The organism is Paenibacillus sp. FSL W8-0187, assembly GCF_037969755.1.
GTDB lineage: Bacteria > Bacillota > Bacilli > Paenibacillales > Paenibacillaceae > Paenibacillus_AQ.
In genome coordinates this window covers 1,673,843-1,685,881 of the sequence record NZ_CP150206.1, presented here as the reverse complement: position 1 = coordinate 1,685,881, position 12,039 = coordinate 1,673,843, and the positions used below count along the sequence as shown (strand labels likewise).

9 protein-coding genes are annotated in these 12,039 nt (G+C 51.9%); 1 reads left to right on the top strand and 8 read right to left on the bottom strand.

All coding sequences use genetic code 11. The annotated features are described in order from the left end of the window. Positions 1-46: 46 nt before the first annotated feature. The 6 genes from MKY48_RS07235 to MKY48_RS07210 form a co-directional block, all read right to left on the bottom strand. The gene (locus tag MKY48_RS07235) at positions 47-2,017 is read right to left on the bottom strand and encodes a tetratricopeptide repeat protein (RefSeq protein WP_339292616.1); all 1,971 of its coding nucleotides are present in this window, start codon (positions 2,015-2,017) and stop codon (positions 47-49) included. Positions 2,018-2,222: 205 nt separating this feature from the next. After that, a complete protein-coding gene (locus tag MKY48_RS07230) occupies positions 2,223-2,723 on the bottom strand; it encodes a DUF3995 domain-containing protein (RefSeq protein ID WP_339292615.1) in 501 nt (166 codons plus the stop codon). Positions 2,724-2,823: 100 nt separating this feature from the next. Continuing rightward, positions 2,824-3,810: an ATP-binding cassette domain-containing protein gene (locus MKY48_RS07225; RefSeq protein WP_339292614.1), complete on the bottom strand. Its 987-nt coding sequence runs from the start codon at positions 3,808-3,810 to the stop codon at positions 2,824-2,826. Positions 3,811-3,826: 16 nt separating this feature from the next. Then, positions 3,827-4,627 (bottom strand): ABC-2 family transporter protein, encoded by an 801-nt coding sequence (locus MKY48_RS07220; protein WP_076322974.1) that lies wholly within the window; start codon positions 4,625-4,627, stop codon positions 3,827-3,829. Next, on the bottom strand, positions 4,624-5,400 hold the full coding sequence (locus MKY48_RS07215) for an ABC-2 family transporter protein (RefSeq protein WP_339292613.1): 777 nt from the start codon (positions 5,398-5,400) through the stop codon (positions 4,624-4,626). Before MKY48_RS07215 ends, MKY48_RS07220 begins: the two co-directional genes overlap by 4 nt. Positions 5,401-5,703: 303 nt before the next feature. After that, the gene (locus MKY48_RS07210) at positions 5,704-6,615 is read right to left on the bottom strand and encodes a LysR family transcriptional regulator (protein ID WP_339271211.1); all 912 of its coding nucleotides are present in this window, start codon (positions 6,613-6,615) and stop codon (positions 5,704-5,706) included. Between the two features lie 118 nt (positions 6,616-6,733). On the opposite strand from MKY48_RS07210, the gene MKY48_RS07205 reads away from it, so the two are divergent. Beyond that, positions 6,734-8,125: an MFS transporter gene (locus MKY48_RS07205; RefSeq protein ID WP_339292612.1), complete on the top strand. Its 1,392-nt coding sequence runs from the start codon at positions 6,734-6,736 to the stop codon at positions 8,123-8,125. A 231-nt stretch (positions 8,126-8,356) separates the two neighbouring features. Here the strand turns inward: MKY48_RS07205 and MKY48_RS07200 are convergent, their stop codons facing one another. Together MKY48_RS07200 and MKY48_RS07195 are read right to left on the bottom strand one after the other, a co-directional pair. Beyond that, on the bottom strand, positions 8,357-10,216 hold the full coding sequence (locus tag MKY48_RS07200; RefSeq protein WP_339292611.1) for an ABC transporter ATP-binding protein: 1,860 nt from the start codon (positions 10,214-10,216) through the stop codon (positions 8,357-8,359). Beyond that, complete coding sequence (locus MKY48_RS07195; RefSeq protein WP_339292610.1) at positions 10,197-11,939, bottom strand: ABC transporter ATP-binding protein; 1,743 nt, start codon at positions 11,937-11,939, stop codon at positions 10,197-10,199. Before MKY48_RS07195 ends, MKY48_RS07200 begins: the two co-directional genes overlap by 20 nt. Positions 11,940-12,039 lie beyond the last annotated feature (100 nt).

Here is a 12,039-nt window from a genome sequence, read left to right as displayed (position 1 = left end):
GGACAAAATGTGACACCACTTATTCGCTGCCAGAAAGTGCAAGTTCTCAGGACAAATAAAGCTGATGCCCATACATGCCCGTTAACCGTTCTACCGCCTTATTCAGCAAACTCTCCTCAAAGCCCTCCAAACCTTCGATGGCTTGGATTTTGTCCGCTGGTGACATCTCCTTCTGAAGATGCAAGCTCCAGTTCACGATGGCCTGTACGGCATCCTCATGCTCGAACTGGCCGTAATAGATATGTGCTTTGTACAGATAACTGTCGGCATGCTCGGGGACCAGCTTCAGTACCTCATCAAAAGCAGCCAATGCCGCATCCTCATCCTGATCCTTGTAATAGATCTGTCCCAGTCTGAAATAAGCGCCCGGATGGCCCGGCGAAAGCTCCAGCACTTGCAGCGTATCTTCCTTCGCCTGTGCGTAATCCGCCATCGTATAATAGATTCCACTTCGCAGGCTGTACAGGCTGCCTTGCTCCGGGTTCAAGCTGAGCCCTTGAGCGCAGTCCGCTAATCCCCGCTCCAGCTGTCCGGTCTCCACAAAGCAAACGGCACGAAACTCGTAAAATCTCGGATTCGACGGATGCGCCTGAATCGCCTGGGAATAAGCGTCGATAGCGAGGTCCCACATCCCCATCTCCTTATATATATGACCACTGGCCGCCAGATACGTCGGATGCTCGGAGAAGGACTCCTCCTGCTTAACTGCCTCCTGCAGCTCAAGCAGCGCTTCCTCATTGCGTCCTTGAAGATAGAGCACGTAACTCAGCTTGTTGCGGATTTCAGTCCCGTCCTGAATTGCGGCTGCTTCCTTCAGCGCCTGCTCCGCAGATGGCAGATCATTCATCTCCATGTAAATATCGGCGCGCTGCACATAGTTGGGGGCATCATCATTCTCAAGCTTAAGCAGCTTGTCATTGATCGCCAGCGCCTCCTCCTGACGACCCAGCCGGTAGTAACAATCGGCCATCCAATAACAGGCCAGCGGGGATTCCGGCTGTCTTGCATACAGTTTCGAAATCAGCTCGTAGGCTTGCTCTTCCAGGCCATCCTCGCGATAAATCCGAGCCAAGTCGAAATACGCACGGTAATCGTCCGGCTCCGCTTCAATGGCCCACTCCAAATCCGCTTTGGCTGCATTTTTGTTATCAGACCGGTTGAAGACCTCCGCTCTCTTTAAGTAAAGCTCGTATGAATCCGGATACCGCTCGATGGCCTCCGATAAATAGTGTTCGGCCTGTCCCATGTCCCCAAGCTGCACGTACAGGTCCGCCATGGGCTTACGAAAGGAATACGCCTCCCGCACTTGCCGCTGAAACGTCTGAAATGCGCCATAGCTGTAATTGGTGCTGTCTGCAAACAACGCATATCCGCCATCCGCTTCCGCCTCATACCGATCAGCCAGCTGGATCCCCTCCTGCAGCACACCCACGGCTTCCTGCACATGATCCATCAGATCCAGGGATACGGACAGCATGTAATAATACATCGGGATGGCGCGTTCCGGCTTCTCGATGCTTAAGCGAAAATAGTGCGCCGCCTCCGCCGGGTTGCCGCTCTCATAAAAGGTCATGCCCAGCTCATAGTAAGTCGAAATAACCGTGCTGTCGTCCTCTCTCTTGATGCTTTCCTTCAGATCCCGGATCGCCTCATCATACTGGTTCAAATCCTTGTGGGCAATCCCCCGGGTATACCAATTCATATAATTGTCGGCATTCAATCGAATCGCTTCATTTAGATCCTCAATGGCCTCGCGCTCCCGGTTCAGCTCACGCAAAATATGAGCGCGCCGCTCATAAGCGCGATGGCTTCCGCTCGTATCGATCACGCGCCCCAAATAAGCTACGGCCTCTTCCGAATGGCCGCTGTTGTGCAGCAGTTCCGCATAGTGCAGCTTATCATTGAAACTGGTAATGGCACTTTCGCCTTTTCTCATATATTTAAGGGCTTGTTCAAAATCCCGCTTCTTCCTGTAATGGTTACCGATACGGAACCAGATCCGCTTCATCAACTTCATGGTGGCTCATCCTTTGTATGTAGATGTTATTCTTGGACTCGTATAATTAGAGCAGAGGACTCCTTCCTCTCATCTCTATATTATACTTCCTCTATGTCCATTTGCACCCAAATTAAAGAGGAACCCTGCAGGCTCCTCTTTAGGTGTGTATCCTATTATATTGTACGAGGTTACCAAAAATGTCCAATCAAAAGGAATACATGCGTTATTTAGTGAAATGATTTGCTTTATTCTGCTTACGGACTTTTCCAGCATAGTATGCTGCTGCCCCCAATGAAATTCCCCAGATCAGAAAGAGTGCGTACCAGAAGTATCCCCACACCGCCATGGGGCTTGCATCTTGAGTGGCATACATGGGGGCCGACTGAACTCGGCCGACCGCTAACAAATACTGCATGACGAAGTAAGTAAATCCCCATAATGACAACAAAACAGAACCGATGGCAGCAGGTATAATTAGCAACCATTTCGGTAATCGTAACCCCCATGGTCTGGCGAAAGCAAGCGCGAATACGGCTGCCAATAAGGCAAGGGTACCCATTCCCCAGTAACCGATCACGTGCGTCCAAAATTCATCAGGCGCTTCCTGGAAATCCCCCGGGAATGCAAACCCGATACCAAGTCCCCACCAATAATGGGGGAGGCCATACAGAACAGCGGCTATGCAAGCCGTATACCCGGCTTTTTTCATTCTTGAATTATTCATATCAATCACCTCAAGCTCATCATACTTAACGAAAAGAGCATTTAGATGACTTGAAGTATAAGTTTCGTTTAAATATGTGGTGGAGCCTGCGCGACTTGGTTCAGTACACCTTATGAATCACATCTTCGAAATCGGGATCTTCCATATCGATATCATCCAGCTCGCCCCAGCGGCCCAGCTCTTTAAAAATATCAAGCGTGTTCATTTCGCGGCGGTTCACCTCAATGGTGACGGTGTTATCCAGCGTGCTTGTCACCCGAATTGGGACGGAAAGATCGCCTTCGCGTAAAGATTGATCGGGAATAACAAAAGGACCGCGGAAAGTGACGGTGATCACGGTAGGCAGCCCGATGGTGTCGCGTAAAGACTGTACCGTTCCATCATAAGACAGCTCGCCGTTGTTAATGACCATCACCCGATTGCACAGCTGTTCGATATCATCCATGTCATGTGTCGTGAGCAGTATGGTCTTGCCGAATTGCTCGTTGATCAGCTTAAGAAAATGGCGGATGTTCCGCTTGGCGTTCACGTCCAGGCCGATCGTCGGCTCATCCAGGAACAGCACGTCCGGATCATGCAGCATCGCGGCGGCGAGGTCGGCGCGCATGCGCTGCCCGAGCGACAGCTTACGCACAGGCGTTTCCCAGAACGCCTGTAAATCCAGCAGTTCAGCAAACTGACCGAGCCTGCGCTCCTTGTCCGTCTGATCCACGCTGTACATTTTAGCCAAAATATCGTAGGAATCCTTCACCGGCAAATCCCACCACAGCTGGCTCCGTTGACCGAATACGACGCCCAGATTGTTCACGACGCTGCGCCGTTCCTTGTGCGGATTCATGCCTCCGATGGATACGTAACCCGAGGTCGGGTGGAGAATGCCGGTCAGCATTTTGATGGTTGTGGATTTCCCGGCCCCATTTGGTCCGATGTAACCGACGAATTCCCCCTGCTCCACTTGAAAGCTGATTCCCTTCACGGCTTCCTTCGTCCGATATTCTCTCGTAAACAGGGTTCGCACACCGGAGAAGCGCCCCTCCTTCACAACCGGCGTTTTGAATTCCTTGCGTATGTTGTGGACTTCAATCATTGACGCGTTCCTCCTTTTAGCTCCCTGTACTTTGATATTTGGTCAAACCAAACTGCCAGAATTTCAGACTTAAGTAGAGGCATACCAGAGCCGCTCCAGCCAGCGCAGGCAGCACCCAGGCTCCGAGCTCGCCCCGCAGTATGTATAATGACGGGATGTAATTAACTAAACCGACCGGAACCACGATCAACAGGATCGACGACATCCATTTGGGATACAGCGTGAGCGGATACTGGGCTGCTGTCCGGGCAGCGTCCTCCGTAATATTTTGAAGCTCGGTGATCCGGGTTGTCCAAAAACCGAACGTGGCTGTCGCGAGTCCGATCGAGAACAGGATGACGGCCCCCGTGACGATAATATACAGCGATTGCGGCACCGCGCTCCATCCGACTTGCCCTGCCGCCATCATGCCATGCAGCGACCACCAGAGCAGAAAACCGCCCTGCAGCACTTCGCCCAGCATAATCCGGAATTTCTGCGGCATGAGCGCCAGCAGTACCGGCATGGGACGAGTCAGCAGCTGGTCAAGCTCCCCGTTGACCAGATAGTGTTCAAGATGGTGCACTTCATCCGCAAACGTCCGGTAGAGCGTCTTCGATAAGGTCATAACGGCAAACAAATACCCGATTTCATGCATGGACCATCCCTGAATGGCCCCGAACTTGTACAGCACGATAGCAACCATAAGAAATTCAGAAATTTGGATCAGCGCCGCCAGAAATGAAGCCAGGATAAAATTGAATTTGTATTGCATGCGGCTTTTGATGCTGGTGCGGATCAGCAGCGCGTACAGAGATAGCCAGGATCTCGTGGTCATCCTCCTTGCACCTCCACCTTCCGTCTTAGGAAGCCTGTTGCCAGCAGGCTGGCCAGCGTGAGCAGCACGCACCATAGGAGCGTCCCCCATAGATAGGAAACGTCATCAAAACCCAGATAGATTCGGGTCGGCACATAGAGCAGATAAGGATAAGGCGACCACCAAGCCATCGTCTGAAGCCAGCCCGGCAGCCATTCAATCGGAATGAAGAAGCCTGCAAGAAGATTGATCATCGCATGGTTGCCCCAATACAACCAAGACGATTCCGTTGTCCATAATGCGGATGCGCCGATGAGATAGTTGATGCAGATCGATAAATAGGCGGCACCTGCGAGCGCAATGGCAACATAGAGGAAGGTAGATGCTTTTCCGGGTAAATGCAGGGAGAAGGCAAAATAATACACCAGGTAGATCGGGATTGATTTGTAAACGAGTTGGTAGGCGATTTGCCCCCATTCCTTGGCCATCAAATGACTGAACAAATGAACGGGACGCATCAAATCCAGAGAGATATGGCCGGTTCGCACGGCTTGGGGAATGCCGAGGCCATTCGTGACGAAACTGGAAACCCAGAGCGCAGCTTGCGTAAAGGCGATATAACCGACCATTCCCTGCGTTCCGTATTCTCCGAGCGCGTAGTCTGCACCGAGACCAATCCAGATACAGGCATACATGAAGCCGAACATCGCGCTGGCGATATTGTGCACCATGTGGGCGCCGCGGTACTGCAAATTGCGGGCATAGGCTTTGGAAGCCAATGTGAAATAAAGCATGAAGCACCTCCGATAAGCATTTTAGATGGCGGACCCATCCACTTCAGACAAGGCGAAAATGAGAGAAGGACAATAGCATACCAGAACGTTCCAGATCAGGCAAGGCTTTTTTCGGAAGGTAAATCGTGAAGGGATTCGGCATACAAAAAGGTCAACCAGAAGATTCTGGCTAACCTGATAGTACGAAAGAAGCCTTCTCCTCCCAGGCCAGTTTCGATAGAAACCACCAAGGGAGTTTGAAGACTTCGTTGTTGGAGTATGAAATTGCTCCGACGTCATCATCATATACGCTGGTACACGTTGTCAGATCACGTCCCTATGCTTCATCGGCCCCTGAAACTCGCCGAAATACTCTATCAGGAAGGACTGGAACTCCCTGGCTGCCTTAGACAGATATCGCCGCTCCAGCCAAGCTACGGTGAAGGTGCGGTAGCAGGAAGGCTTCTCGATGCGCACCATCGCGAAGGACGGCTGTTCATCCCCTTTGCAACCGGGTACAAATGCCGCTCCAAGTCCGGCGGATACGAGGCTGGCCAAAGCTGCAGGTTCATCCACTTCACAGACGACATTCCGGCTGATCCCGGCCAAACGGCAGAACTCCTCGTTCATTTTTCGAAACGGGTGGCCTGCTTTGTATTCGATGAATGCTTCCCCCGCTACCTCCTGAAGGGTTATGCTGGTCCGTCCCGCCAATCGATGACCGTGAGGCACCGCCAAGAACACCTCGGCATGGAGGACAGGGATCTCCCGAATGTTGTCTTCATCCAATGCTGCTGCGGTAAAGCATAGATCGACCTCTCCGTTCTCCAACATCTGAACCATCTCCATCATCGCGTCGGGCGCAATCTGGACAATGCGGAAATTCACTTCAGGATACCGTGTGCGGAAAGCACCCAGTGCTCTGGACAGCCGGCTTAGCGCCGTCGTTGCAATACGTATGCTTCCCCTCTCCATACCTGCCAAATCCGACACCTCTCTCTTGCCTTCCTCAATGGCCGAAAGTGCCGTATCTACGCTTTTCAAAAAAGCCTTTCCGAATGAATTGAGCTTGATTTGGCGATTCTGCCGATCAAACAGTTGTACTCCCAAATCTTCCTCCAACCGGGCAATCGTCTTGCTGAGCGCAGGCTGGGCAATTCGAAGTTCCTTTGCAGCTTTGGTCATATGCTCCATTCTAGCCACCGTCTGAAAATAATGCAGCTGAAGCAGTTCCACGGTATCTTCCTCCTTTATTGATAACCTAAAGTATATGAATGCATGTCATAATATATATTTTTATTTATTAACTATCGATTGTAGAATAAATCGTAACCAAAGGAAAGGGGGAAATAACATGAACGAACATCAGCAACAACCACCATCGGCTGAAAAATTAATACGCATTCTGGCTTTTACAATGATTCTCTCATCGATGAGCGCAACCATGTTTAATATCGTACTTCCGGAAATCAGCAAGCAATTCCAGCTTTCCTTTGCCCAAGTCAGTTGGGTATCTTCGATTTACATGCTGATATATGCCATAGGCTCTGTCATATACGGAAAATTGGCTGACACCTATAAACTCAAAAATCTGCTCACCTTCGGTTTGCTCCTCTTCTTTGTCGGCTCCATTACAGGCTTATCGGCACAAGCCTACTGGATGGTCCTGCTGGGCCGGATACTTCAGGCTGCGGGGGCAGCCGTCATTCCGGCAACAGCCATGATCATACCCGTCCGTTACTTCCCGGCAGAAAGCCGGGGCCGCGCGCTTGGCATAACCGCTACCGGACTCGCGATCGGAAGCGCAATTGGGCCGGTGGTCTCGGCTTTGATCGTCAGTGTGTTTCACTGGAGATGGCTCTTCTTCATCCCGGTGTTGATCCTCGTCACCTTGCCCTTGTACCGCAAATATTTGGGCAATGAACAAGGCCGGGGGGGACGGATCGATTGGCTCGGTGGCGGTCTTCTGGCAGGGACGGTTGCGCTGCTGCTCCTTGCGGTGACACAGGGAAGCTGGATATATGGTTTAGGCAGCTTCATGCTGTTCCTGTTATTCCTCCTGCGCATTCGATCGGCTAAAGAGCCTTTTGTTCAGCCCCGTTTATTCAGCAACAAAAGCTACTCAGTCGGACTAATGCTCGCCATATTCATCGTGAGTGTCGGTTACGCCCTGCCCTTTCTAACTCCACAGCTGTTGGCGAATATTAATGGTTTGGCTCCGGGGTGGATCGGATTTGTCATGGTGCCGGGAGCCATCGTCACGGCCATGCTTGGCGGAAGAGGCGGTAAGCTCGCGGATACCAAGGGAACACGTTATCTATTCTATATAGCGTCCACCCTGCTTCTGGTCTGTTTCGCTCTGTTGTCCACCTTCGCGGGCATATCGCCATTCCTCATTGCGCTGTTTCTGATCTTCGGCAATGTGGGGCAAATGTTTATGCAAATCTCGCTCTCCAAGACGATTTCCTTGTCGCTGCCCAAAGAACAAACCGGCGTCGGTATGGGATTGTTCTCTCTGCTCAACTTCCTGTCAGGTGCGATCGCCACAGGGGTATACGGCAAAGCCGTCGATCTTGGCGCCGGAAGTTCCTGGAATCCGCTGAATCTGTTCCAGGGAGCCTCCACCTACAGCAACATCTATATCGTCCTGTTTGCCTTACAAGCTGGAGTTCTCCTGCTGTTTATGCTGCAATTTGGCAGAGCGGGACAGCGTAAGCTTCAGGTTCAAACCACAGTTTCTAAGTAAGGAGAGAACAACAGATTAACCAGGTCAATAGAAAAACCACCGGAGTAACAATAGGCTTCTTCAAGCCTCTCCGGTGGTTTTGATTCTATTTTAATGCGTGTTCCAATATGGCATGATGCCCTCAACAGCGGGCCATAGTCTATGCCGGGTAAAACCTCATTGCGGAAACCGCGGCTGCAAGTGATGCTGGACGTTGATGGTACACTCCTCTACCTTGGCACTGGTGCAATATTACATAGCCGCTCGTTTCAGCTGGCCGTAATACAGGTCGCTGTAGAATCCTCCCTGCTTCAGCAGTTCATCATGAGAGCCTTGCTCCAGCAGGCGCCCATCCTTCAACACCAGGATGCGGTCCGCCGAGCGGATCGTATTTAGACGATGGGCAATCACGAAGCTCGTCCTTCCCTTCATTAACCGCTGCAATCCTTCCTGGATCTTGATCTCCGTTACCGTATCGATGCTGCTTGTCGCTTCATCCAGCACCAGCATGGAAGGGTTGGCCAGAATCGCCCTCGCGATCGCTAGCAGCTGCTTCTGGCCTTGGCTGATGCCGCTGCCGTCAGGCTTGAGTTTCTTGTCATAACCGTCCTTCATCCGCACGATAAAAGAGTGGGCATTGGCCAGCTTTGCGGCTTCTTCCACTTCCTCATCGGTGGCATTCAGCCGCCCGAAGCGGATATTCTCGCGGATCGTACCCTGGAAGAGGAAGGAATCCTGCAGCACAAAAGCCATCTGCGAGCGCAGACTCTCCCTGCGAATCGAAGAAATATCCCGCCCGTCGAGGGTAATGCTTCCACTGTCCGGATCGTAGAATCGGGAGAGAAGCTGAATTAAGGTGGTCTTCCCTGCACCCGTCGGACCGACTAGCGCAATCATCTCGCCGGGTTTCGCCTCAAAGCTGATTCCTTCCAGAGTGTCTCCATCTTTTTCATAAGAAAACGATACGTTGTCGAATTTCACCGCACCCTCCACGCTTTTCAGCGTGACAGCAGCTCCTTCATCCTTTGCTTCAACCTCTTCGTCCAACACTTCGAATACGCGTTCCGCACCCGCAATGGCTGACAGCAGCGTATTCCATTGGTTCGCCAGATCGTTCAGAGGTCTCGTAAACTGTCGTGCATAACTCTCAAATATAATGATGATGCCGATCGTAATATGTCCCTGGATCGCCATGATGCCGCCAATTCCCGCTACGATCGCAAAGCTCAAGTTGTTTAGCCCGTTCATCAGTTTCGGAATAAAGCCTGAGATGCTCTGCGCCCAGAAGCCCGAAAGGCGAATCCGTTGATTGCGCTCATCGAATTCGCGGACAACCCGTTCTTCCTGGGAAAAAGCCTTAATGATCCGCTGTCCTGACAGCGTTTCTTCAATATACCCGTTCAGATCCCCCAGGTTGCGTTGACGCTCTTTGAACAAGGGGCCTGTCCGTCGGGTGATCCAGCGCATCCCCATCATCATCAGCGGCACTACCAGGAAGGTCAGTAGCGTAAGCAGCGGGCTAAGCCATAACATGACGGATAATGTACCGATTAAGGTCAGCGCGCTCGAGAAGATTTGAATGGCTGAGCTGTTCAGCGTCGAGCTCACGTTCTCGATATCGTTCGTCAGACGGCTCATGATCTCACCCTGTTGGCGCTTGCCATAGAACGGTATCGGGAGCCGGTGCAGATGCGTGAACAGATCCATCCGCATCCGGTACACCGTTTCTTGAGCGATGCCGATCATCCAGACGTTGTGCAGCCAGGTGGTTAAAGCCTGAAGGACATAGACGGCGGCTAGGCCAACGAGAAAATACAACCAGGATGAGTTGATGGAGCTGTCCGGATTACGCACATCATCCAGAAATTTGTCCACCCCGACGCCGAGCAGATAGGGACCGAGCAGCGCCAGGCCCGAACTGAACATCACCATCAGCAGTACAAGTGCGAGCTTCCCTTTGCGGCGGGCAAGATAAGCCCATATTCTGGAGAGGGTAGCCGACCAGTTTTTGGCCTTGGCTTTTGGCTTACCGCCCTTGCCGCCATCCTTATTGTTGCCAAGATCGATCTTCGGTCTTGGATGACGAAACGGTTCAGTGAATGCCTTGAGCATGCTGCTGCGCCTCCTCTCCGTATTGGGATTCATAGATGCGTCGATACAGAGCGGAACTTTCCATCAAAGCGTCGTGGTTCCCTTTTCCAATCAAACGCCCATCATCCAGCAGCAGAATCAAATCAGCCGAAGTGGTCGAGCTGATCTTCTGCGTGATCAAAAACGTCGTGCAAGACAAATCCTTCAGGGCATCCAGCAGGGCACCTTCCGTACGGACGTCAAGGGCGCTGGTGCTGTCGTCCAGAATAAGGATGGCGGGCTTTCGTACGAGTGCTCGTGCAATGGACAAGCGCTGCTTCTGCCCGCCGGACAAGTTGACTCCCCGCTGGCCCAGCATCGTGTCATAGCCCTTAGGCAAATGCTCGATGGTATCATGGATTTGGGCTCTGCGCGCCGCTTCTTTAATTTCCTCCATGGAAGCATCCTCGCGTCCCCAGGCAATGTTCTCCCGGACCGTACCGGAGAAGAGCAGCACTTCCTGCGGCACATAACCGATGCTGCTGCGCAGATTCACCTCATCGATCGATCCGGCATCCATTCCGTCTACGAGCACGGTCCCCTTCTCTTCCTCGTAAAGCCGTGGAATCAGCTGTACTAACGAAGATTTGCCGGAACCTGTTGCTCCCATAATCGCGATCCGCTCTCCGGGCCTCGCTTCAAAGGAAATATCCGTCAGCACGTCGATGTCGCTGCCCGGGTAGCTGAAGCTCACTTGCTCGAACTTCACGCCCCCTTGAATTTCAACCTTTTTATTTTTATCCTTACCCGCGCTTGCTGCATCCTCTTCGGTCTTTAACACTTCCTGCGTCCGCTGGGCGGAAGCGCGCCCCCGGGAGAAGGCAACGACAACCCAAGACAGGGCGGACATGGCACCAATACAACGTAGAGAATAATTGACGACGGCAACCACTTCGCCGACGCTGGCACTGCCGGACGCGATGTCTTTGCGGCCAAACCACAGGACCGCCATAATCCCGGCATTCATAATGAGAAGTATAAACGGCATCGTTGTCTCCGTTAACCGCAAGGTCGAGACGGTGGTGCTCATCAGCTTGCCCGAGGTACGGCCAAAGCGTTCAATCTCGTGACCCATGCGCACGAATACGCGAATCAACCGGATCCCGGTCAAATTCTCCTGAATGACGCCGTTTACCGCATCCAGTCGCTGCTGCACATTGCGGAACGCATCCGCTGCCCGCTTCATAATCCAAGCGATAAAAATAAACAACAACGGCACGGTAAGGACAAGCAGCATGCCCAGCTTCACATTCACGACCAATGCCATGATAATGCTTCCTAACACAACTAGCGGAACACGCGTCATAAATCGTAAACCCATGAACACCGTATCCTGAATCTGGGTGACGTCACCCGTAAGTCTGGTAATCAATGATGAGGTAGCAAACCGGTTAAAAATCGAATAGGAGAAGGACTGCACCTTTTCATACAGCTGATCACGCAGATCATAGCCGAGTCCCTGACTCGTATGCGCCGCAAAAAAAGAGCTGGATATCCCGGCTATAAAAGCAATAATAGCGCTTCCAGTTAAAACGGCTCCCCACATCCATACGACGGACAAATCCTGTTTCTGAATGCCGTCGTCAATGATTTTAGAGATGAGCAGCGGCTGAATCAACTCAACGGTGAGCTCAATCAGCATCATGACCAGTGCCGCAATCGCTGCTACGCGGTACTTTTTCAAGATCGAGAAGACCATTCCCATATGCATTCCTCCGAGGCTGAAGACCTTTATCATGTTCTATCATCAATTACCCACTGGTCTTCATGTAGTAGCAATATTAGTTCGTACAAGAGCTGGATAT

Coding starts and splice junctions, on each gene's coding strand:
- MKY48_RS07225 (WP_339292614.1), bottom strand. CDS start 3,810: ATGATTGAAGTCCACAACATACGCAAGGAATTCAAAACGCCGGTTGTG.
- MKY48_RS07200 (WP_339292611.1), bottom strand. CDS start 10,216: ATGCTCAAGGCATTCACTGAACCGTTTCGTCATCCAAGACCGAAGATC.
- MKY48_RS07195 (WP_339292610.1), bottom strand. CDS start 11,939: ATGGGAATGGTCTTCTCGATCTTGAAAAAGTACCGCGTAGCAGCGATT.
- MKY48_RS07230 (WP_339292615.1), bottom strand. CDS start 2,723: ATGAATAATTCAAGAATGAAAAAAGCCGGGTATACGGCTTGCATAGCC.
- MKY48_RS07220 (WP_076322974.1), bottom strand. CDS start 4,627: ATGACCACGAGATCCTGGCTATCTCTGTACGCGCTGCTGATCCGCACC.
- MKY48_RS07205 (WP_339292612.1), top strand. CDS start 6,734: ATGAACGAACATCAGCAACAACCACCATCGGCTGAAAAATTAATACGC.
- MKY48_RS07215 (WP_339292613.1), bottom strand. CDS start 5,400: ATGCTTTATTTCACATTGGCTTCCAAAGCCTATGCCCGCAATTTGCAG.
- MKY48_RS07235 (WP_339292616.1), bottom strand. CDS start 2,017: ATGAAGTTGATGAAGCGGATCTGGTTCCGTATCGGTAACCATTACAGG.